Here is a 23113-nt window from a genome sequence, read left to right on the forward strand (position 1 = left end):
ATCCCCGCCAGCAAGTGGGGGTTTGACTGGCGGGGATTGCACCGGCAACCTGCACTTGGTGTGGACCGGTGCGAGGAAAATGGTAGGCCCGTGCGCCCTCGCATCGCGGTGATGTGATCTACCGCACATACATTTTTTTTGCTGGTTTCCCGGTGGTGGGGCTGTAATCCGATCGGCGGGTGAGCCCGCGGTCGGCCTGTGGTCACGAGATCAGGCATGCACCCGAGCGGTGGGTCGTGACCGCCAGGGCCACGCGGGGCCGATGGTGCAGCCGTATTCGATGACAGGCGAACGCGCGGAACAACGATCGTCGGCATCGACAATATCGAATGGCGCGTTTGGACCGTGTCCTTCTGACAGGGCGGACATATCGGTCCCGGGGAGGATGTCCGAGCCGACCTGTCCCCGAGGGTGCTGGCGGTTTTCGGGCGCATCCTTCGGTGCCTGAAGGTGCCTGCCTCCGGGTCGGTGCCGGCGTCGGGCACCGTTGCCGGCGGAGGGGTTACGGCACCCGCACCCTCACCTGGGACGGGTGCGGCTTCGGTCCTGTGTCGCGGCGCGGGCGGGGTCGATCGCCGGCGCCTGTTGACCGCGTGCATGGAGGGGGCTCGATGCTGGTGTCGGGCACGGATGCTCGGACCTGGCGCAGCGCAAGCAGGAGTCGATGGGTTGATGGTGCGCCGAGGAACAGGTAGAACACCGTATCGAAAAGGGATCCCCCTTCCCGCATGCCGGCGAAGACGCCCACCACGGCGACGACGAGGGGCGCCCAGTGCAGCGCCGCCCGACGCCACCGGTATCCGGGCCCCGGGCGCATCCGTCGCCCGTGGTGGCCTCTGCCGTGTGGGGGTCTGGCTGCTCGCCGGGGTGGCGTCGGCGGGTAGCGCGACAAGATGGTGGTGATCCGTTCTCGACGAGTCCGATCCAGCGTGCAGGGCCTGTCGATTCGGGCGTGCGCCGGCTCGGGTCCGATCGGCCGCTGGGGATCTCGTTGGTCGGGACTGCCGCACCGGGACGAGGTGGGTATCCGTGGGTGCGCGCGGCCTGCCGTGAGGTCCGCCGACGATGCCGACGGGGCCGGAGTTGGGGTCCGGCCGAGACGAACGCTGTCCACGGACACGTCAGGTTCCCTTCGCGCTTCGGTCGATACGGTGCCGGCCTGCCCGACGTGTGTCGATTGCTGTGGGGGACTCGCCGAGCGGAAACGGTGAATCCACCGGAGACGTCGCCACCGGCACGTTCCTCCTTATCCGCCGAAGATCCGACGGGGTGTCTGTGCCCCGAGGTCACAATCAGGTGTGCGCCAGGTAACAAAATTGCCTCGCTTGCAAGTTGTACTCCCCACCCGGGGCCGACACCAGTGCCGCGGCGCCCCGATTTCCTGGTGTGCGCCGGTGACCGTGATGCCCCGGGTGTCGGTGCACGATCGTCCGGTGTGACCCTCCGACATCGTGCGGTTGAAGCCGAAAGTCATGCGACTGAGATGTTCCTGGCGGGTGATCGGTGGCGCGCGGAGGGTAGCTGTGCCGCACCCAAGAACAGCGAGACCGGTTTGTTATCCGAGCCATATCTCGCTGTTATCTACTCGAACAGTGCCCGGCCACCGACGTGGACCGGATGTTCGGAGACGCGCCGAGCCGCCGCGTGTCCTCGGCAGGCGACTGCCCTTCGGGTTTGCTTGTGGGATATCTCGATGCCCCGGATGCACGGCATCAGCGCCGGCCGCCACGCAGTTTTCGGTTCGTGACTCGCGGGAGACAGGTACCTCTATGGGTATTTCGGCGGTGGCGGCGGGTACTACCGGGGAGACACCCTCGATGTGCCGCATTCACTGCCCGAAGGACCGCGATGCACGACCATCAGCATCTCCTGGCGACGTCCGCACCGTCGGAGATGACATTCTCGGTGTGGCGCTGCTACGAATGTATGACGCTGTTCTCGCCTTTGCCGCTGACCTGTCGGGCGTGTGGTGGTACCGAGTTGTCGCCGGTTGCGGCGAGTGGATTCGGAACCGTCGTCTCGTGGAGGGCGGTGGAGGGAGAACATCGTCGGTCGAGCGACGAGGATGTGCCTGCGTTCGTCGCGATCGTCGCACTCGACGCGGGACCGTGGTTGTATGCCTGGATTGTGGGCGAAGCGCCGATGCGGCACAGCCGGGTGGTTGTTCAGCGGAAGGAACGCACGCAGAGGCTTCCGGTATTCGCCCTCGAGGTGAGCGAAGGCATGGACCGGGCGGGCGGCGATGGTAACGCGGTTTCGGCCGTGCGGTGGGCCCATGCCGCCTGATCGCACAACGGCATGTACCGCAATCGATCCCATGCCCGGAATGGAGACGGTCAGCGTGAGCACGTCGTTGATCGTGAACGGTGATGAAGATTCCATCCAGCCGCGGGACGACCCGAGGTAGACGGTCGGCAGGCTGAGTATGTGATCCCGCAGACCAGTCGATTCCGTCAACGGCGCGGCGGATCCTGCCCCGAGCAGAGGGGGACGACCGCGAGTAACGAAAGGCGCCGCTGTACCCCTTGTTGTCTGATTCGAATCTGGATCTCGAACGGCGCCAGTTCACAACGTGTTCCGACTCGACACGAAACAGATAACTGCCTCAGAAGGAGCCGCCACCACAAGCGAACACACAATTCCGCTTCTATCCACAACCTGGACGATTTCGGAGACACGCTCGCGCGGCAGTTCTATTAGTCTGTGTCCGTGTGCATCTCCTCGGTCGGTGACCGGCCTCGCGCTCTCGAACTCAGAAATCTGATCCGTACGCGGCGCCCTGTCGTCGCACCCCTCCGGTGCAGTCCCATCCGCTCCATCGACCCAGCCCGGCCTTGAATAACAAGAAGGACCATCTCCCACCATGAAGATCCGTACACTTGCCGCTATCGCGGCCCTCACCATCGGCGCCGTCGGGGTTGCCGCCGGGACTGCTCAGGCCGCTCCCCTCGTAACTGCCGTCCCAGCGAATGTTCAGTCCACCGGGCAGGGTGTCGACTGGACCGTCACTCGGGACGGGAATCGTGTCCTCGTCCGTATCGCGTCGGGATCACTTGCCCTGGAGAACAACCGTCTCGTGGTGCGCAACGATCAAGGCGTGGTGGTCGAGTCGATACCGTTGTCCCTCGCGGTAGACGGTGTCGCCCACCCGGTCGATGCACACCTCGCGGGCAATACCGCGATCCTGGCAACGAACACCGCCCCCGCGGCCGCCACGCCCATCGATCGAAATCTTCTCCTCCACGACGTGGACCTGCCGGCGGCGGTCGGTGCCGTTCAACCTCCCATCTCGCTGACCTCCGCGATCGGAGGCTTCCTGGGAGCCGCCACCGGGTTGGTCGGCGGTTGTGTCCTCGGTGCGATAGCAGGTGGTGTGGTCTCCGCGCCCGCCGCCATGCTCTTCGGCGCGGGCCCCATCGCGGGATGTGTCGGGGGCGCGCTGCTCCTGGGGTCCGGCGCCGGACTGGCGGGAACCGCGCTCGGCGGCCTCGGAGCCGCCGTCACCAACGTCCCCCAATTCATGCAAGTCCTCAATCAGCCGCCCGCACCGAAGAAGTAGCACAGTGCGAACCGGCTGTTCGTCGTCCACTCGGTGTGGGGTTTGAGATTCCGCCGTGGGTGGATTGCGTCGCTGGGGTGTCGCGTCCGACGGTGACCTCCTGGCGTGGACGCTCGGCCGAGCGGGGTATGTGGGCAGGGCCGGACGAACCGTGTCCGGCCGGCCCCGCTTCCTCGATCATGGCGATCAGCACGGCGATCTTTGCATCGGCCGCCGAGGAAACTCGTTGTCACGCTTTGGGGCTCACGTCATGTGGGTGGGGTATCGGGGGATCAGCGTTGCGGTGGTGGTCAAGCTGGGGGGCGAGTATGGTGTCCCGCCCTGGCGCGTTCGAGTATCGCCGCCGATCCGGAGCTGGTGGCGAAGGCGACCGACGTGGTCGGGTGCTATCTGAATGCGCCGGAGAAGCGATCGTGCTCTCGATCGTCTGCGGGTCCGTCCGCCTGCGGGGCGAAGCCGCAGATCGTGTGCGACGAATGCTGGGGATTGTCGCCGCGCAGTTCCCGGCGCCGTCATTTTTCCTGCGAACCGCCCCCCGGGTTGTCTATCGACCGTCGGTGTCAGCTCGACACCCGGGGTACGATCGTTACACGATGTCGGTCTACTCGGGGCGTTCGCGGAGTCGTCGGGGGCCGATGGTCAGTGTCGTACCGAACAGGACGGCGTACGTCCCGAGCAGCCGCACGATTCCCATGATGCCCTCGCGCGGTGCGAGCGGCAGCACACCGAGCAGGACTAGCGGGAGGTACGCCGCGATCTGCCATTCCTCCTGGCCGCCCAATGTGGTCTCGAGCTCGAGTGCGCCGACCGCGCCGACCATCCCGGCGCGGATCGTGGAGGTCGCGAGCACGTAGGCGCCGCGAGGGCCGTGGTGTCGGGCCACGGCAGCGTCACCGTGTCGGCGGCGGCGTGATGCCCGTGGCTACTCGGCATGTCCCCCATGCGGCGCGGCCTCGCAGGGCCCTGGGATTGGGGTCAGCCTTTCCCGGATTGAGTAGATCCGAATACCATCGCCAGAGCCTGCACTGTGATGCCCGGCCGGCCCACCGCGACGACGCCGAACAGCACCGCGAGGACGTCGCGCGCGAACAGCATCGGCCGCGGCGTCCCGACGATCGGGGATGGTGGGGTTCCGCGTAACCACAGGGTGGCCTCCTGAGGTGTGACGAGTCGCCGAGCCGTCGACGCGGAATGTCATGGATGTCGCGTGATGATCCGAGGATCTCGGTCATGGAGATCGGTGATGATGCGGGAGAAGGCGACCGAAGGTCGGCGGATCTTCCGCGGTGAGGTAACGGGGGTCTACGTTCCGCGCGCGGCATTGTGGTCACACGCCGCACCTCGGGTGAGCGCCTCGGGATGTGTCATCGGCGACTCGGCCAATCGACCCCCAGCCGCGGACGGTGGGGAGGCGGTGGTCCTCACAGCGATGGGCGCGGGCGGGAGATCGCGGCGTCGATCACTGCCGACATGTCGTGCTCCAACCTCTCGTCGCCGGTGCCGGTCGCCTGGGCGGCCTCGATCAGATCGTCGGTGAGGCTGTCGAACAGCAGGGCCGCCTGGGGGCAGGACCGGTGGTCGCCGGGGGCCTCGAAGGCATCGAACACCTCGGCCGCGTCGCGGAAGCGGTCGAATCCCTCGAGCATCGTTCGCGCATCCCCGGCGTGCGCGATCGCCGCGACGGCGATGGCCCCGCCGCTGAGGGTGTGTGTGACAGGGAGGGGTGACGGCGGGTTTCTGCCCATCGGGCTGGTGTGCCGCTGCTGTTGGTGCATCGCGATCAGCTCCGAATCAGACTGTCGGACAAACGTGTTTCGTTCTCGGCTCGGCTGGATGGGTCGCATCGGTACTGCCCGGTCGTGGTGTGCCGGTAGCCGGCGTCGTCCTTGCGGACGGTGTGGCCGCAGTAGCGGCATTCGCCGCCGTGGGGGCCGAATCGGATGGTCTCGACGGTGGGATAGGTGTTGGCGGTCATGGTCTCGTTTTTCGGTGTGCTCTGTGGTCCGGTGTATGGGAAATTGGCGGGTCCGCGGGTGGGGTGGGCTTCGTGGAGCCCGCCGGTTGGCGGTGCAGGGTGTATTCATTCGCGCCCGACGGTGGTGGGGCACGCGTGCGTGGCCGGCATGCTCTGAGGTGTCGGTGCCCGGGCGGAACGACGCCCCCGGCCGGCCCCGGTCGTCGACGAGGTGGGGACGGGGCGTCGTAGTCTCGCCGCCGCCGATCCGCGGCGGTGGGTGGTCATGCGTACTCGGCGGCGGGTGGTGCGCCAAAACCGAGATGGGAAGTCCGGTCCAGCGCGTGCCAGGCGATCTCGTAGCGCTTGACGGTTATCTCGTCGGCGTCCGCGAGCAGGGCGTCGAGCAGCGAATGCGGATTGTCCTTCCAGCGGTGCGCGGCGTTCGCGACGGCGTGGTTGGTGAACAGGCCGGACTGGGCCAGTGCACGAATCCATTCGTCGAAAACGCTGTGATGGATGCGCTCGACGGTGTCGTGGTCGTATCCCTCCGCGACGAAATCACGAGAGAACGCGGCGGTGATGTAGTCATCGCAGGTCATCGGTTCTGCCTTCATCGGTGCGGGCACCTTCCCTGAGCTCGATGCGAGGAATCCGGTCCGAATCGTGACGGCGGGCGGCGACGGCGGTGTCCGGGCAACGCGGTGTGGTGGTGTGTGGCAGGTCACATCCTGCCCTGCTGCGGGGCGTGGTGCATCGGCCGGATGACCGGGAGACATACCTGTTTTGGCACAGTGGGATCGGTGTGAGCCCCGGCCAGCGTCTCGGCGGATTACCTGTCCCGGCGCCGGTTGTGGTGGTGTGCCACCCAACCTGCACCTCGGGCGGCATCCGCACTCCACCCCTCGCGCGAAACGGTCCGGGTGCCCGAGCTGTCCACGAGATCATGTGACAACTGACCGCCCAAACCTACCACCAAAAACGTCAGACTGGTCTGGTTGTGGTGCGGTGGCATGCGTGAAATGCGTTATCGCACAAGGTGGTCAACCCACGACGACGTCGCCGGGAATGCGCGGCTGTTGGTGCGGGGCGGGCTGAGCCCTCGACGCCGAGCCCGCAGGTGGAGCATAAACGGAATCTGAAACATCTCGACCGCTGTGACATACGCGTCCGACGTCTCCCGAGATGCGGCGAAGCCTTGGTGAGCCGAAGCGGCCCGGCCGGAGTGAAGTCCGCTCCGGCCGGGTCTCGTCGGGACGTGTAACAGCTACCCGCCGCGTGAGCCCTGACCGCGCTCGTCACGCGGTGCACGTCCGGGAAGAGGCGTACTCGGGCCGCGCGGTGCGATTCCGCGTTGGTGTACCTGGGTGTTGGGCCTCGCTGATGTCTCCTCGGACGTGTTGGGCCTCGCTGATGTCTCCTCGGACGTTTGCTGCGTGTGAAAGCATCGATCGGAGCTACGGATCAAGGCAGACCGGTGTGCACCAATCACTGCTAGCCAGTGGAGGTTTGGCTGGCGCGGTATCGGAATATCGACCTGCTCCTTCGCGTTCCGGTACGGGGAGATGGTAGAACCGCCGCAAGCTATGTTCGCTGGAATGTGACCCACGCCACATGCCTTTCTCTGGTGGGCTCTATTTACGGCTGGCGGCCGTCGGTGCAAGCTCGCCGATTCAAGGCAACGCGCATTCGAGTCCGGGCGTTGGGTCTGACGGGGGTGGATTCGGCGCCTGACCGATCGATTCGGCCGGTAACGAGCCTCCTGAAATCCGCCGCTCGGCCAAAAGGGAGATGGTCGGAGTGTGGTGCGCCAGCGCGCGGTGGGTGCCGGTGTTCGAGATCGGACTGGCTGGTCTGGACCTCCTGTAAGTGCGGTGTGTTGCGGTTGAATGGTTGGCATGGGGTCGTCCGCGGGTGAGTAGCTGTGGCAGACGTTGTCGGATTTCGGGTTGGCGGTGGTGTGTCCGCGGGCCGCAGTGCCGATGGGCGGATCTGCTGTCGGTTGGCGTTGAGGAGGTGGAGGGGGCTGGCACGGGAAGCTGACGAGATCGCCGAGCAGTACCGCCGCGACCACCGATAGCAGCGCGCTGGTGTTGTGACGGTCTGGGAGCCGGCCGAGGCGGAGCTGGACGGTCTTGACCGGTGGTGTGTGCCGTCTACGGCCTGTGAAGAGCGTGCCCAGGCGCCGTCCCTCGGATGTATCAGCCCTCCTTAGCTACTTCGACCTGAAAAAGTCGGGGTGTGGCGGTGCGTGATCAGCCAGTCCTGGAACGGGAGAATGGCCTCAACCCGTTGGGCTAGAAGGGATCGAGGCGATCGTGTTCCGTACCGTAGGCGATCAACCGTCGTTGTTCGAGTCGGTGCTGCCGCAGGAGTTGCTGCGGCTTCCCGCGGAGCTCGAGCGAGTGGATGGGCTGTTGGATGATCCGGCGTTCTTCGCACCGTTCGTTCCGTACTTCGACCCGCGGATCGGTCGTCCGTCGACTCCGATGGAGACCTACCTGCGGTTGATGTTTCTCAAGTTCCGCTACCGGCTCGGCTACGAGAGCCTGTGTCGCGAGGTGAGCGACTCGTTCACCTGGCGGCGGTTCTGCCGGATTCCCTTGGACGGGTCGGTGCCGCACCCGACGACGTTGATGAAGCTGACGACCCGCTGTGGCGCGGCGGCGGTGGTCGGGCTGAACGAGGCGCTGCTGGCCAAGGCGACCGAGGCCAAGGTGCTGCGCACCACCACGTTGCGGGCCGACACGACGGTGGTGCCCAGCAACGTGTCCTACCCAACCGACTCCGGTTTGTTGGCCAAGGCAATCCGACGGATCGCGGTCACGGGCAAGCGGATCCAGGCCGCCGGTGGAGCGACACGCACCACGGTCCGGGACCGATCCCGTGCAGCGGGCAAGCGGGCGCACTCGATCGGTTTCAAGCTGCGGTCGCGCAGCGCCGCCGGACGCGACGAGGCCCTGGCGGCGGTCCGGCGCACCACCGGGGAGCTGGCCGACCTGGCCGAGACCGCCGCCACCGATGCCGAACGGCTGCTGACCAACGCGAAACACGCGCTGCGCCGGGCACGCGCCAAGGCCACAGCCCGGAAGGCCCAGGGCGAGCACGACGGGGCCGCGGGCCGCCGGCGCGGACGCCTGGCCCGCGCCATCGACGACCTCGAGGACCTGGTCACCGCCACCCGGCAGATCACCGCGCAGACCCGACAGCGGCTGGCCGGGCAGACCCCGGACGGAGCCACCCGGCGAGTCAGCCTGCACGACCCCGACGCCCGGCCCATCGCCAAGGGACGGCTCGGCAAACCGGTCGAGTTCGGCCACAAGACCCAGTGAGGTTGCCCCTTGAGAGTGGACACCGGATTTCATGCGGCAACTGACAGCGTAGACGACGCGATGAGTCGTTGTTCGAACTCCACTGGGGTGAGGTATCCGAGGGCGGAGTGACGGCGACGTCGATTGAAGTACGAGAGCCACTCGAACAGCTCCAGCCGTGCCTGCGACTTCGACGTCCAACTCCGTCCGTGCAGCCACTCCCTCTTGAGTCCTTGGAAGAACGACTCGGCGAGAGCATTATCGTAACTTGACCCGACCCGTCCTCGACTTTGCTGAATCCCATGACGGCGGCAGACATCGACGAAAGATGCTGCGGTGTACTGTGATCCGCGATCGCTGTGGAAGATAACGCCACCGACGTCACCACCGCGGGTGCGCACCGCCATCTCGATCGCGTCCGTGACGAGCTCGGTGCGCATGTGGTCAGCGATCGACCAGCCCACCACCCGGCGTGAGCAGATGTCGATCACCGTGGCCAAGAACAACCACGAGGATCCCACCGGGATGTAGGTGATGTCCCCACACCACTTGGTATCGACAGCCGTAGCGGTGAAGTCTCGCATCACCAGATCCGGCACCGACGGAGCCGACTTGTCCGCGATGGTCGTGCGCTTGCTGCGGCGCAGGTGCCTGCCCACCACGTGGTGGATTCGCATCAGCCGGGTCACCCGTTTGCGGTTGATCTTGCGTCCGCGGGAGCGGAGTTCGGCGTGAACCCGCGGGGCGCCGTAGGCGCTCCGGTGCTCGGTATGGATTGCGCGGATCTCGGCGACTGTCGCGGCTTCCTCGGCCTGCCGCTCGATTCGGGCCGGCTCCGTGATCAGGTGCTTGTAGTAGGCGGAACGGGAGGTCCCGAGCGCCCGGCACAGCCGCTGCACGCCGAACTCGGCGCGATGGTCGGAGATGAAGTCCCAGCGGCGGGTCTTCACTTCACCTCCTTTGCGAAATACGCGGCTGCCCGGCGCAGAATCTCGCGTTCGAGCTGCCATTCCTTTTCCGCACCGCGCAGCCGCGCGTTCTCCGCGCGCAGCCGCGCGAGCTCGTCCGCCTCGGTCCCGTCGGCGCCGGTACTGCGGTCCTGCGAGCGCGCGTTACGGGCGGCGGTGTCCTTGCGGACCCACGTCCGTAGCGTCTCGCCACTGACGCCCACATCCGCGGCCACATCCGCGTACGTGCGTTTACCGTCGGCCGCGCGGTACAACGCGACCGCGTCTTTCCGGAATTCCTCCGTGTACAGAGACTGGCGTCCCACCTCGACATCCCTCCTGGCTCTCCTAGAACCATTGTCAGGGGTGTCCACTCCAAGGGGGCAGCCTCACCAGCTCGTCGAAGGCGACGACGGCGTGATCGTGGACCACAACGTCGAACGCGGCAACCCGGCCGACGCACCCCAGCTGGCCCCAGCCGTGGATCGGGTCCGCACACGCGCCGGCCGGCCACCCCGCACGGTCACCGCCGACCGCGGCTACGGCGAGAAAGCCGTCGAGGACGACCTCCGTGACCTCGGCGTGCGCCACGTCGTCATCCCCCGCAAGGGCAAACCCTCAGCTGACCGGCGAGCCGAGGAACACCGCCCGGCGTTCCGACGAACAATCAAGTGGCGCACCGGAGTCGAAGGCAGAATCAGCGCCCTCAAACGTGGATATGGCTGGGACCGCACCCGCATCGACAGCACCGAAGGCGCCAAGATCTGGGTCGGCCACGGGGTCCTGGCGCACAACCTGGTCAAGATCAGCACCCTGGCAGCGTGAAAGGCGCCGATCGGGGGGAATTGCGGCCAACCCAATCCCGACCGGCCGAGAACGGCCGAATCATGCTCACCAAGGCGCCTCGTTTTTCAGGTCGAAGTAGCTAAGCTAAGTGGCACGGCACGCTCGATGGGCTCACCCCGATCGATTCGGTGGCCGAGGTGGCGCACCGGTACTGCACCGCGGGAGCGAAGCTGACGGAGGGGTCCGACGGCACCGATGGGCGGTGGCGCATCCGCCCGCAGGGTCGCCCCCGATCGGGTGATTTCCACGGTGGACCCCGAATCGCGGCACACCCGCAAGTCGCCCGAGGCCCGCCGAGACGGGTATCGGGCGCATGTGGCGGCCGAACCGGAGACCGGGATCATCACCGACGAGGCACTCACCAAGGCCACCGGGACGGAGAACTCCGATCCGGGTGTCGCCGAGAAATTCCTGGCCGCGGACGCCGAGGCCCGCCTCGGTGAGGCCGGTGCGGATGGGGTCGGCGCACGAGAGGGGTACGGCGATTCCGCTTACGGCACAGGGGATCTGCGCGGTGCGATGCACGACGCCGGGCACGACGCGGTGATCAAGCCCAAGCCGCTGCACGCGGCGGTGGAGGGCGGATTCACCGTCGACGACTTCACGGTCGACGAGCCGGCGGGGACGGTGACCTGCCCGGCCGGTAACACCCGCCCGATCACCAAGGCCCGCCACGTGATCTTCGGCGCGCTCTGCCGCGACTGCCCGCTCTCCGCGCGCTGCACCACCTCCAAATCCGGTCGCACCCTCGATCTGCACGAACGCGATGCTCTGCTTCGCCGGGCCCGCGCCGACTGGGCCGCGAAACCCGAACTGCGGGAGAAGCACCAGCAGAACCGACCCAACGTGGAACGCGTGGTCTCCCAGATCGCCAGCCGCGGCGGCCGCCGCCTCAAACTCCGCTACCGGGGCACCGAGAAGGACCACGCTTGGCTCACGCGCCGCACCGCCGGGCTCAGCCTGCGCACCCTCGTCGGCCGCGGCCTCGTCCGAACCGCAGGAATCTGGGCCCTGACACCGCAGACCACCTGAAACGGCGGTCCCACCGGCGCCTACCGACGACATCACCGGCCCCACCGACCACCGCTACCGCCTGTCACGGTCCGGCGAGCTCTGAACAACCACGATCCGGCGTTCACATGCGCACGCCCTCGAGAATTCCGCCTGTCGCCGGGTCCCCGAGAACCGTCTTGTTCAGCGGCCTCCTAGAGCAGCACTAGGAGCAGGTCCAGTGCTCGGGTTTCTAAACTGCGAAGAGCGGAGGTATCTTTTCCGCATTGAGAGGGCCGCTTTCAGCGGTTGCGGGTTGGCTGGATTGGCGAAGCGGGAGGTGAGCGCGGTGAAGTCTACTGACGGAGGGCAGTATCGTCGCCCGCGCGCCGATTCGGAGCGGAACCGTTCAGAGATCCTCAGTCAGGCAGAGAAGCATTTCACCGATCACGGAGTGAATGCGTCCCTGGAGACAGTGGCGCGTAGCGCCGGAGTGGGCTCGGCGACGCTCTACCGCCACTTCCCGACGAGAGATGCCCTGCTCGCCGAACTCTTGCAGCGCCGGAATGTCCGGATTGATGAAGAGCGCGCGCGTATCAAGACTGTTGCCGATAGCGGCGTGGCGCTCGAGCAGTGGCTGGATGCGTTGGAGAGTTACTTCACCGCCTTCGACGGACTTCCGGAGCCGCTGCGCAACGCATTCGTGGAGGAGCACAACCCTCTCGCACTGACGTGCGAAGGCTTCGTCGACTACACCGAGGAGTTTCTCTCTGCCGCCCAGCGCGACGGCAAGGCATCGCCCACTGCGCGAGGCCGCGATCTTTTCCTCGCCGCACTGGCAGTGAGCTGGGTCCGGGACGCCGCTCTTTCAGACCATTCATCCCCTCGGCGACTTCGCGGGCTGATCGCGAATGGCTACACCAGAGTCTCCGCAGCCGAACGGAGTTGAGGCCGGAGCGCCGGACGAGCAGCGCTCCTATCGACACCCGAGCCCGTAATGAGAATCTGAGACTCAGCGGGTCCGGCCATACGGCAGACTCGCCACCGGTAGCGGCGGACAGATGAGCATTCGAGCCCCCTGGACACGAGTCCTGAAAAGGGCCGTGCCCCTGCCCGTCCGCCGGAAGAACGGAATCGCTGACGGGTATCGTGCCACCGGAGCACTGCTTCATCAGCTTGCTGATGGTTTCCCGCACGCTGCCAGGCGTAGTGGCGGTGAACAGCGAGGACGGGTGGCGAGGCTGATGTTTGTCGGAGACTACTGGTCGGACGAGCATCACGATATCGAACTGATGGATGCAGCCGGGCACAGGCTGAGCAAAGCCTGTCGCCGGAAGGAGCGGCCGAGATCGCGCGGTTGCATGGCTGATCGGGGACCAATTCGGTGGGGCGCCGACGAGTCCGAGGTGGCGATCCCCGACGCCCACGTGCTGGCCGACATGATGCGCACCGACTCGCGCCAGCAGCGGCCGGTAGCCGGTGACAGTCCTGAGGCCGAAGCGATCAGGTCGTTGCCCGGGCGCACATGACCTCGGTTTGGGAACGCACCCGCCACACCCAGCGGTTGCGGGCATGCACTGCGTGAGTATTTCCCGGCCGCGTTGGAGGCGTTCGACGCCCTCGACGGAAGTCGATGCCCTCGAGCTGCTGGGCAAGGCCCCCGATCCCGTCTCGGCGGCGCGACTGACACGCGGCCATATCACCGCCGCGCTGCGCGAGGCCCGCCACCGCGACATCGAGGCCAAGGCCGATCGGGTCCAAGGCGCGTTGTGCGGTGAGCACCTGGGTCGGGCGGCGGAGGTCACCGCCGCGTATGCGGCCACTCACTCTGCCGTGGCCGTGCTGACCACGCTGAATACCGAGATCACGGCGTTGCAGGAGCGGGTCGATGCGCACTGTGGCCGGCACCGAAGATGCTGAGATCATCTTGTCTCAGCCGGGGGATCGTTGCTCGGTCCCCGGGTGCTCGGCGAGTTCGGTGACGACCGCAGCCGCTACGTCACCGCCAAGGCGCTCAAGACCATGCCGGTACTAGTCCGATCACTTCGGCTTCCGGTAAGAAGAAGGTCGTTGTGGGCCGGTTCGGCCTTGGGCGATCGGCTCGTCGATGCGCTGAACTAACAGGCGTTCTCGGCGTTGCAGACTTCCCGGTGCCCGCGCTTACTACGGCAAACTGCGCGACCGCAGTCTTGATCACGGTTCGGTTCTGCGGCGGCTGGCCAACCGGCTCGTCGGCATCCTCCACGGATGCCTCAAGACCCGCACTGCTTCGACGAAACGACCGCCTGGTCTTATCACGCCCCGAAGGCCGCCGCTGGACTCCCCGAGCCCTGGGAGACCTTTTCGCTGACAGCAAAAGTTCATTCAGACGCTGAACTTGCAAAATGGGGGCATCCCCCGTTTATATTAATGGGGGCACCCCCCGTTTACGTTGCACGCAGTTGATTCGACGGGTGCCCGTTCTCCAGAAAGCGAGTACTCGCATGACTTCACGCGCCGCCTCCCCTCTTCCCGACTCGGGAACGACGGCCGAAACCCCACGTACCCCTGCTGGGGGTACGACGATAAGCCCGGCATCCGCCAGTAACAAGAAGTTCGCCCGCGCAGAGAAACTCGTTCTCGGCATCCTGATGGCCTCAGCGTTCATCGTGCTTACCAACGAGATGCTGCTCGGCGTAGCTATCCCGACCCTCATCAACGATCTTGAGCTGAACGCGTCAACGGCCCAGTGGCTCACCACGGGCTACCTGCTTGTAATGGCGATTCTGATCCCGACCACCGGGTTCATCATGCGCGCGTTCCACCTGCGAACGATCTACTTGACCTCGATGACACTGTTCATCGTAGGAACGGCGCTCGGCGCAGCAGCTTCCGGATTCGGGCTGTTGTTCGCCGGAAGGATTGTCCAAGCCGCCGGAAGCGCGATCTTCCTTCCTTTGCTGATGTCGACAACCATGCGGCTGGTGCCCGTCGAGCGCCGCGGCAGGTTCATGGCGATGGTTGTCGTCGTCACTGCCGTCGGTCCGGCTCTCGCCCCCGGCATCTCGGGTCTGGTCCTGTCCCAGCTGGGATGGCGCTGGTTGTTCCTGGGCATGCTTCCCCTTGCCCTGCTGGGACTTGCGCTCGGGGCCGTGAAGCTGAAGAACAGCACGACTCGTGAGCCCGGCAAGGTCGATCTTCTCTCCGTCCTGCTGTCCGTCATCGGGTTCGGAGCACTCGTCTACGGACTCGCAACCATGGGCGAATCGATCGCCGGGCACACGAGCACGCCGCCCTTGATGCCGATCCTCGTAGGTGTTGTGGGAATCGCCGCATTCGCTTTCCGCCAGTCGGCGTTACAGCGCAACGGGGAGCCGCTGCTGGACCTCCGCATCTTCCGAGCTGGAGGCTTCGTCATCCCGCTGACCGCGATGCTCGGTCTGACCCTGACCGCCTTCGGAGCCGGGGTCATCTACCCGCTCGTGTTGAGCAGCATCCGCGGACTCGAACCGCTCGACATCGGACTGCTCCTTATTCCAGGAGGCATCACCGTGGCGATCGTCTCGGCCATCGGTGGACAGGTCTACGACCGTGTCGGGCCCCGGCCGCTGGTCATCTCCGGCGCCATCACGGTGGCAATTTCGTTCGTACTGATGACGCGGGTGACCTCCGACACGCCGACCGCTTACATCGTCGCCGCCAACATCATCATGTTCGTCGGACAGGCCCTGATGTGGACCCCGCTGACGACGGCTGCGTTGTCTGCCCTCTCCCCGGCTCTGTACCCGTATGGCAGTGCCGCGTTCGGAAGCACGCAGCAGCTCGGCGGCGCCGCCGGAACAGCCGTTCTGATTTCCGCGTACACCTTGGGATCGAACTCCGGCGCCACGAGCGCACTGACTCTCGAACAATCCGTGTCTGCAGCGCAGGCTGCGTTCACCGCCGGGCTCGTCATCGCGTGCCTCAACGTCCTCGTGACGCTCTTCGTCCGCCGTCCCTCATCCACGAACCCGGCCATGACCGAGAACGTCACCTGACGGCTTCATCTCTCATCCATCCTCTCGAAAGGACTGCTCATGACGATCCTCGTCAGCGGCGCAAGCGGCCGCCTCGGCCGACTCATCCTGAATAGCCTCATCGCACGTGGCGTCCCCACCTCGGAGCTCGTGGCCGGTGCTCGCTCGCCGCAAAGGCTAGATGATCTGCGGGCGCGCGGCATCCGGACCGTGGCATTCGACTACGACGACCCCACCACGCTTCGCGCGGGACTCGAAGGAATCGATCGATTCGTCCTCGTGTCGGTCTCCCAACCCGACACACCTGTCACGCAGCACGATGCAGTCATCGCAGCTGCCGCCGCCGCCGACCTGCAGGCCCTCGCCTACACGAGCGTTTACCGCGCGAGCGAAAGCGCTCTTCCGTTGGCTCCCATCCACGCGGCCGCGGAGCGGGCGATCGCCGCGACGAGCATTCCCGCGGTGATCCTGCGGAACAACTCCTACACCGAGCTCTACCTCGGACCCCTCATGCAAGCACGGCAGACCGGCGTCATCGCGGCTGCCGCCGGAAACGGGCGCATCGCCGGCGCGACACGGCTCGACCTCGCCGACGCTGCCGCCGCCGCGATCCTCGACGACTCCTACCTCGGACAGGTTCTGGAGCTCTCGGGTGACACCGCGTTCTCCTACGCCGACATCGCCGCTGCGGCAACCGAAATCTTCGGCCGCCCCGTCACTTACCGCGCCCTGACGGTGGAACAGCTTCGCGAAGGACTGACCGCCGCGGGACTCGATGCCCACACCGTGGGAGTCCTCACGCGGCTCGACGCAGCGATAGCCGCGGGTGACCTCGACTCGACCGACCGCACCCTGGGCCGGATGATCGGCCGCCCCACGACGACCCTTCACGACGTCCTGCGCGCTGGTTCTGACTCGGCTGCAGGATCCGCGACGAATACGAAGGACATCCCATGACTCACCACACCGCACGACCGCCCGTCGATGCCGCTCTAAAGGAACCTCTCTCGGCCCTCGCCGAGCAACTGCCTGCATCGATGACCCCAGAGATGATACCGATGATGCGCCGGGGTGGTCCGACGGACGTCACCCCTGAGACGATCGCCGAGCACAGAGAGATGTCACGATCGAGGGATTCGAAGGAGCTCCTATCATCGTGAGCATCATCGCCCGGGCGACTCACGCAGCCCACGGAGCCGGAATCTTTCACGTGCACGCAGGGGGGATGGTGGCCGGGACTCGCATGACCGGGCTGGCCGCAATGCTCCCCTGGATCGTCAAACACGACGCCGTCTGGTGACCGTCGAGTACAGGCTCGCGCCCGAATTCCCCGACCCGTATCCGGTTGAGGACAGCTACGCCGCACTCGTTTGGATCGCCGAGCACGCCGCCGACCTCGGCGACCAAGACCGAATCTTGATCGTCGGCGCCAGCGCGGGTGCCGGGGTCGCCGCGGGCACCGCGCTACTGGCGCGCGACCGAAGCGGCCCGCGACTGACGGGTCAGCTCCTGATCGGCCCGATGATCGACGACCGCGACCGCACGGTCTCGACCACGCAGTACGAGGGCATGCCGCCGTGGGACCGGAACAGCAACCGCATGGGCTGGACCGCCCTACTCGGCGACCGCCGCGGCACCGACGATGTCTCCATCTACGCGGCTCCCTCCCGCGCCGTGGACCTCAGCGGGCTTCCTCCCGCTTTCATCGACTGCGGATCCGCCGAGGTCTTCCGAGATGAAGACGTCGCATACGCCAGCGCCCTCTGGGCAGCGGGAGTCCAGGCGGAACTCCACGTGTGGGCGGGCGGAATCCACGGTTTCGACTTCATGACGCCCGATGCCGCCATTTCGCGCGCAGCGCGTGCGGCACGTGACGGATGGGTGGTGGCTCGCCACCTCAGCAGCCGATAAACCCTCACCATATTCACGGAGTAACTCGCTTCGCTCGACGCGGCGGGCGATCTGGATTCATCCGTTCGCACCCTGAACAAGATAGATCGGCCACCCGACGACATCGCGGACAGACGCACTGCGCGCCGTCCTCTGACCTCGAGCGGCGTGCAGGCCTGGGCCCGAAATCCCAAAGTTGGAAGGAACTTTCATGGAAGACACGAAGGACTTGGTGGCGGTGATCATGGGCGCCAGTCGGGGGCTCGGCAAGGGCATCGCGCTCGAACTCGGCCAGCGCGGCGCGACCGTCTATATCGTCGGCCGGACCACCGTGAGCGGTAGCCAGGTGTCGGCAGGCGGCAGACCGGTGCCCGGCTCGATCCACGAGACGGCGGCTGAAGTCACCGCTGTCGGCGGACACGGCATCGCCGTTGCATGCGATCTCTCCAAGGACGACGATATTCGCGCTCTCTTCGAGCGAGTGAGGGAGGAAAGTGGCTACCTGAATATTTTGGTCAACAATGCTGCGTCGATGCACGACGAGATGGGCAAGCGTCCTTTCTGGGAAGCTCCGGCCAATTTTGCCGACATCATCAACGTGGGGCTGCGCTGCCACCATGTCGCGACCTATTACGCAGCGCCTCTGCTGATCGAGAGCGGTCGGGGCCTGATCGTGAACATCTCCTTCTACGGCAACGCGAAGATCCATGATCCGGCCTACTATGCGGCGAAAGCCGGGCTGGACCAACTGGCGGCGTCCTATGCGGATGAATTCACGCCGTTGAACATCGCCGCCGTTTCGCTGTGGCCCGGCTTCGTCAGAACCGAGCGTGGCGAAGAGGTCCTTGGCGACTCCAAAGAGGTCTTCGAAGGCATGGGGATGGAAAGCCCGCGGTATGGTGGGCGCGTCCTCAACGCTGTCTGGGACGATCCGGACATGATGACGCTGACGGGCAAGACGCTGATCGCTGCTGAGTTGGGCGAGCGATACGGTGTGTCGGACCTTCCCGGCTTCGACCCGAAATCACTGCGTGAGGTCTACGGATCGCCGCATCCCCGCCTCGATCTCGATTGAAATGATCGATCGCGCGCACAAACTCTTCCGCCAAGCTTCTGCGCGCGATCGCGTAGCGGCGTTATGGCCGCCCGTCGCGACTTTGCCGAATGATCAGACCGTAGGGCAGGTCAGATACGGTCACGCAGCCTGGGAGAAATCGGTAGCCGAATTCTTCGGTCCCCGCGGCGGGCGTCGAGCAGTGCGTTCGCCCGATATGCATGGTCGAATTCGGCGTCGGTGACTGAGCCGACGAACCACCGGTAATACGGTTCCCTTGTGATCCCCAGGACTCCGTCACATCCGCCGCTTCGGGAGTCCCGTCGGCGGCCAGCTCGCGGACGAGCGGGTAGATCATTTTCCCGGCAGGCTGGCGTGACAGGTAGGCGGCGGCCCGCGTGGGCACCGCACATGACCAGGTAGGCCCCAGGATCACGCCCACCCCGGTGTTCTCGTCCACCGTGCTGAGAACCCACAAAGACGCCGTCCAGGCGACAGTGCCGGGAACAGCCAGGGGCCTGGTCCAACTCGCTCGTCCCCGCAACCATCGGCCATACAAAGCAGCACCCAGGATGGGGATAAGCCAGAACAGGACACTGCTTATGATCTGGACCACTTTGTACGGTGGAGGCTGTTCAGACACTTCGTCTCGCGAGAGGCACCAGGACCTCCTCAAGAATAGAAGTACAGGCTGATACCCGATGCGCTGGTCAAGCGTTTGATAATGAGAAAGGTTGTTACCAGTATGCTCGCTCTTCGGCTTTATCGTGAACACGATGCACGGCTGGAGGAGGTTCCGGAACCAGAACTGCGTCCAGGAGCGGTCAAGGTCAAAGTTGCCTGGGCCGGAATCTGCGGGTCGGACCTCTCCTTGTTCGAAACTGCGCCAGTCCCCCTCGACTACTCGAACCCGATCATGCAGGAGACAGGACCTCATACACTCGGACACGAGTTCTCTGGGTATGTCACCGAAGTCGCAGAGGGCGTCACAACCGTGCAGGTGGGTGACCTGGTGGCGGTTCGCCCGAATTTTGCCGACGGCACCTGTCCCTCCTGCCAGGCGGGGCATCCGAATATGTGCGACAACTTCGCTTTCATCGGAATCAACGGCTGGGGTGGCGGATTCAGCGAGAGCGTAGTCGTGCCCGCAGACCACGCGTATGTGCTCCCGCCGGGGTTCAATGCACAGATCGCTGCATTGATCGAACCGCTTACCGTCGCTTGGCACGCCGTCAAATTGGCGGAGATTCCCAAGGATGGAACCGCACTCGTCGTGGGCGCCGGTCCGATCGGCCTAAGCACAGTACTGGCATTGCGAGCTCAGGGCATATCGAAGATCATCGTCAGCGAGCCCAGCGAAGCGCGGAAGAAGCTCGCCGCAGAAGTCGGCGCTGACCTGGTCATCGACCCCCGGGAAACAGACGTCGTCGCCGCAGTCCGCGACGCGACCGGTGGACGCGGCGCCGATGTTTCGTTCGAGGCCTCCGGGATCGGCAAGGCTACGCTGCAGCCTGCCATCGATGCGCTGTGCACGGCAGGGCGTGCGGTGATCTTGGCGAGCTTCCATGGCGACGTTCCGACGGATGTAATGCCGTTCCTCACTAAGGAGAAGGTGCTTACCGGCAGTTTCGCCTATACCGCCCAGGATTTTTCCGACGTCCGTGATGCCGTTGTTGATGGCCGGATCACGCCAGATGCGCTCATCAGTAGCCGAATTCAACTGTCGGATGTGCTCGACTCTGGAATCAAACACCTTCTCGGCGAGGGACGTACGACCGAGGTGAAGATTCTCGTGTCTCCCTCATAGCAATATGTGGCCCCTTCATAGCTATATCCGTACCGGAGCTATATGGCAGGCCTCGCCGAGAAGGTCTATCCGAGCGTTCAACCGCAACCCTTCGAAGTTCACAGAGCAAAGAGACGTTCGGTGCGAGGATGCGGCGTGGAACCGCCAATAGCTCGCCAACAAATTGAGTTCCCTGCTGCGGGAGTACTTCCGCCGAAGCCGCGCTGTACTTCACGATCGATGAAACGACCGACTCCGGCACGCATGACGAAGCGGCCTCGAAAACCATATGTAGAACCTGCCCGGTACGCCCCGAGTGCCCCGCGTACGCGGTCAATCCGGTGAAAATGAAGGCATCCGGACGGACTGCCCCACACACACGAACGCCACCGGTACCGAACGACGCCGGTACCGGTGGTTACGCCCGAGGCAACTGACCACTAAACGCAACCCACGTCGACCCGCACGGACACGAAGGGTCCACCCGCACCAACAACCGGGTCAATCAAACAACAATCCGAAAGACGGAACCGTGATGATCATGCCCCAACCCATCAGTGAAACACGCCCTACGGCGACTTCGGTACGCGCGCGTCAGACAGTCGACAATGCTGTCTCTGATGGGGGGCACGACATAGAATCTGAAGTTCGTAGGTATCGGCGCTGGCGTCAGAAACGGAGTGCCGCTCAGTGCCTACGGGAGGGACAACCACGCCGAACTAAGGAGGCCGAAGCTCTCATCGACTTCGCCTCCACCTGGGTCCCCTTCGGCGGACCACCAGACGACGAGATCTTCGTCAGGTTTGGCATGCAGAGAAAACGATTCATCGAACGGCTCGGGCAGGCGCTCCAGGAAGATAACGATGATGCGAACCCCCGACACCTCGCCGAGGTGGGTCAAGTCCATGGGGGTGGTGTACGAGGGTCATCGCGTGACTCCTCGTTGGTGAGTCAGGCAGTCAAGGCCGGTGTCACCTCCTCGGTGGACTCGGTGCTGCTGTCGGTGGGCTTGTCGTTGCGGGAACGGGCCAGAACGTCCAGGCCGAGATAGCGGCGCCCTTCGATCCACTCGTCGTGTTGTTCGGCCAAGACCGCACCGACGAGCCGGATCAGGGCGGTACGATCCGGGAAGATTCCGACCACATCGGTTCTCCTGCGGATTTCCTTATTGAGGCGCTCCTGCGGATTGTTGCTCCAGATCTGTTTCCAAATCTGCTTGGGAAATGCGGTGAACGCCAACAGGTCCGGTCGTGCTGCGTCGAGGTGGTCAGCGACCCTCGGCAACTTCTCCGACAGTGCGCCGATGATTCGATCATATTGGGCATGAACAGAATCCGCGTCGGGTTGGTCGTAGACCGAGTGCAGCAACGTCTTCACCCAAGGCCACGATGCCTTCGGGGTCACCGCCATCAGGTTTGTCGAGTAATGGGTTCGGCACCTCTGCCACGAGGCGCCCGGCAGGGTCCCACCGATCGCCGCCACCAGCCCGGCGTGCGCATCGGAGGTCACCAACCGCACCCCGCCCAAACCGCGGGCGACGAGCGATCGGAAGAACGCCAGCCAGCCGGCACCGTCCTCGGACGAGGTCACATCCACGCCCAGGATCTCGCGGTAGCCCTCGGCGTTGACGCCGACCGCGACCAGGGTGTGTACATTCACCACCCGACCGTTTTCCCGCACCTTGAGCACCAGGGCGTCGGCGGCGACGAAGGTGTACGGCCCGGTATCGAGCGGGCGGCTGCGGAACGCCTCGACCTGGGTGTCGAGGTCCTTGGCCATCACGGACACCTGCGACTTGGACAGGCCGGTGATGCCCAACGTGTCGACGAGCCGGTCCATCCGCCGGGTGGAGACCCCGAGCAGGTAGCAGGTGGCAACCACGGTAGTCAGGGCCTTTTCGGCGCGTTTGCGACGCTCGAGCAACCAATCGGGGAAGTACGAACCGGACCGCAGCTTCGGGATCGCCACGTCGAGGGTGCCGACGCGGGTGTCGAAGTCGCGGTGCCGGTATCCGTTACGCGAGTTGGTGCGCTCCTCGGAGCGTTGTCCGTAGCCGGCGCCGCACAGTGCGTCGGCCTCGGCGCCCATCAGGGTGTGAATGAACATCGTCAGCAGCTCGCGCAGCAGGTCGGGGCTTGCCCCGGTGAGTCGGTCGGTCAGGATCTGCTGCAGGTCGATATCGTGGGCACTGGTCATCGCGTGGTCCTTCATCGAGTGACTTTGGTAGGTCTCTCGAAGAGTCACGCGATGGCCACCTTCGTTGGCTACGACACGCCGGTCAGATGCGGAACCGCTTCATACACCATCTTCATGGACGCAACCCCGAGGTGTACCCGCTACCCGCGCCACACCGCGAATGATGACAACGAGACGCTAACTCGATTGCCCCCAACGCATGCAGTTGCACCTACGTCTCGCGCGGTGTCGCGGTTCCTTCGCCGGCGTCAATGCCAGAATTAGCCCTGACCGCCGTCCCTCGCCGAAACAATACTAATGGGGTCAGGATCCGAGCGGACATGTGAGCCGCCGCACCGATTCTCCGGCAGCACATGCGTCTCGGCGACCTTCTCGGCTAGGAGTCTGGTATTGCCAATCGGGACCGTTGCCTGGGTACACCGGAGTCGATTGGCCCCGCGGTAGGTGGCAGATTGGGTCGGTTTGAGCGCGCAGGTTGCGCGGGTGCCGTCCCGAGCCCGGCGGGTGGCGGCTGACCAGAAGTTCAGCTCGCGGCGAGGGCCCCGAGGCCGCGGACTGAGCTTCCCCCGGTTTCCCGGAGACTTC

General features: G+C 65.3%; 18 protein-coding genes and 3 pseudogenes. 13 read left to right on the forward strand and 8 right to left on the reverse strand.

What is annotated here, in order from left to right:
• Positions 1–1926: 1926 nt before the first annotated feature.
• The gene (locus tag RHA1_RS48275) at positions 1927–2286 is read left to right on the forward strand and encodes a Zn-ribbon domain-containing OB-fold protein (RefSeq protein WP_237727120.1); all 360 of its coding nucleotides are present in this window, start codon (positions 1927–1929) and stop codon (positions 2284–2286) included.
• Between the two features lie 577 nt (positions 2287–2863).
• The gene (locus tag RHA1_RS41890; RefSeq protein ID WP_011600082.1) at positions 2864–3559 is read left to right on the forward strand and encodes a DUF8020 domain-containing protein; all 696 of its coding nucleotides are present in this window, start codon (positions 2864–2866) and stop codon (positions 3557–3559) included.
• A 601-nt stretch (positions 3560–4160) separates the two neighbouring features.
• Here RHA1_RS41890 and RHA1_RS41900 read toward each other — a convergent pair.
• The 4 genes from RHA1_RS41900 to RHA1_RS41910 form a co-directional block, all read right to left on the reverse strand.
• Positions 4161–4442, reverse strand: coding sequence for a hypothetical protein (locus RHA1_RS41900; RefSeq protein ID WP_011600084.1), 282 nt, complete (start codon positions 4440–4442; stop codon positions 4161–4163).
• 538 nt (positions 4443–4980) lie between these two features.
• Positions 4981–5334, reverse strand: a complete 354-nt coding sequence (locus tag RHA1_RS52705) for a hypothetical protein (RefSeq protein WP_237727104.1) — start codon at positions 5332–5334, stop codon at positions 4981–4983.
• 5 nt (positions 5335–5339) lie between these two features.
• Entirely contained in the window at positions 5340–5534 is a 195-nt protein-coding gene (locus RHA1_RS45190; RefSeq protein WP_050787654.1) for a hypothetical protein, read from the reverse strand.
• A 263-nt stretch (positions 5535–5797) separates the two neighbouring features.
• Positions 5798–6130: a hypothetical protein gene (locus tag RHA1_RS41910; RefSeq protein WP_050787655.1), complete on the reverse strand. Its 333-nt coding sequence runs from the start codon at positions 6128–6130 to the stop codon at positions 5798–5800.
• Positions 6131–7831: 1701 nt separating this feature from the next.
• Between RHA1_RS41910 and RHA1_RS41915 the strand changes: the two are divergent.
• Positions 7832–8842, forward strand: a pseudogene (locus RHA1_RS41915) (ISNCY family transposase); the annotation flags it as partial.
• Positions 8843–8874: 32 nt separating this feature from the next.
• Here RHA1_RS41915 and RHA1_RS41920 read toward each other — a convergent pair.
• A protein-coding gene (locus RHA1_RS41920) for an IS3-like element ISRhosp1 family transposase (RefSeq protein ID WP_085996104.1) occupies positions 8875–10097 on the reverse strand; the annotation gives its coding sequence in 2 pieces (ribosomal slippage) (positions 8875–9842 and positions 9842–10097; 1224 coding nt in all).
• A 40-nt stretch (positions 10098–10137) separates the two neighbouring features.
• Between RHA1_RS41920 and RHA1_RS41930 the strand changes: the two genes are divergently transcribed.
• From RHA1_RS41930 to RHA1_RS41965, 8 genes and pseudogenes are all read left to right on the forward strand, one after another.
• A complete protein-coding gene (locus RHA1_RS41930; protein WP_167541015.1) occupies positions 10138–10596 on the forward strand; it encodes a transposase in 459 nt (152 codons plus the stop codon).
• A 258-nt stretch (positions 10597–10854) separates the two neighbouring features.
• Positions 10855–11649 (forward strand): transposase, encoded by a 795-nt coding sequence (locus tag RHA1_RS41935; protein WP_167541016.1) that lies wholly within the window; start codon positions 10855–10857, stop codon positions 11647–11649.
• Between the two features lie 307 nt (positions 11650–11956).
• Entirely contained in the window at positions 11957–12556 is a 600-nt protein-coding gene (locus tag RHA1_RS41940; RefSeq protein WP_011600092.1) for a TetR/AcrR family transcriptional regulator, read from the forward strand.
• A 292-nt stretch (positions 12557–12848) separates the two neighbouring features.
• A pseudogene (locus RHA1_RS53890) lies at positions 12849–13923 on the forward strand (IS110 family transposase); the annotation flags it as partial.
• Between the two features lie 68 nt (positions 13924–13991).
• Positions 13992–15623 (forward strand): DHA2 family efflux MFS transporter permease subunit, encoded by a 1632-nt coding sequence (locus tag RHA1_RS41950; RefSeq protein ID WP_011600096.1) that lies wholly within the window; start codon positions 13992–13994, stop codon positions 15621–15623.
• A 39-nt stretch (positions 15624–15662) separates the two neighbouring features.
• Positions 15663–16559 (forward strand): NAD(P)H-binding protein, encoded by an 897-nt coding sequence (locus RHA1_RS41955; RefSeq protein ID WP_011600097.1) that lies wholly within the window; start codon positions 15663–15665, stop codon positions 16557–16559.
• Positions 16556–17513 (forward strand): annotated as a pseudogene (locus tag RHA1_RS41960) (alpha/beta hydrolase fold domain-containing protein). The gene RHA1_RS41955 and the pseudogene RHA1_RS41960 overlap by 4 nt, the downstream one beginning before the upstream one ends.
• Positions 17514–17703: 190 nt before the next feature.
• On the forward strand, positions 17704–18567 hold the full coding sequence (locus RHA1_RS41965; protein WP_011600099.1) for an SDR family NAD(P)-dependent oxidoreductase: 864 nt from the start codon (positions 17704–17706) through the stop codon (positions 18565–18567).
• A 61-nt stretch (positions 18568–18628) separates the two neighbouring features.
• On the opposite strand, the gene RHA1_RS48305 is transcribed toward RHA1_RS41965, so the two are convergent.
• Positions 18629–19006 (reverse strand): hypothetical protein, encoded by a 378-nt coding sequence (locus RHA1_RS48305; RefSeq protein WP_148228541.1) that lies wholly within the window; start codon positions 19004–19006, stop codon positions 18629–18631.
• 264 nt (positions 19007–19270) lie between these two features.
• Here RHA1_RS48305 and RHA1_RS41970 point away from each other — a divergent pair, with 264 nt between their 5' ends.
• Positions 19271–20353, forward strand: a complete 1083-nt coding sequence (locus RHA1_RS41970) for a 2,3-butanediol dehydrogenase (RefSeq protein WP_237727105.1) — start codon at positions 19271–19273, stop codon at positions 20351–20353.
• 215 nt (positions 20354–20568) lie between these two features.
• Entirely contained in the window at positions 20569–20769 is a 201-nt protein-coding gene (locus RHA1_RS53895; protein ID WP_423816311.1) for a WhiB family transcriptional regulator, read from the forward strand.
• A 257-nt stretch (positions 20770–21026) separates the two neighbouring features.
• Here RHA1_RS53895 and RHA1_RS51045 read toward each other — a convergent pair whose 3' ends face one another.
• Positions 21027–21239: a hypothetical protein gene (locus RHA1_RS51045; protein ID WP_041813614.1), complete on the reverse strand. Its 213-nt coding sequence runs from the start codon at positions 21237–21239 to the stop codon at positions 21027–21029.
• 44 nt (positions 21240–21283) lie between these two features.
• Positions 21284–22528: an IS256 family transposase gene (locus RHA1_RS41980; protein WP_011598806.1), complete on the reverse strand. Its 1245-nt coding sequence runs from the start codon at positions 22526–22528 to the stop codon at positions 21284–21286.
• Between the last annotated feature and the right edge of the window lie 585 nt (positions 22529–23113).

Origin of the sequence: Rhodococcus jostii RHA1, from assembly GCF_000014565.1 — a bacterium.
Classification (GTDB): Bacteria; Actinomycetota; Actinomycetes; order Mycobacteriales; family Mycobacteriaceae; genus Rhodococcus_F; species Rhodococcus_F jostii_A.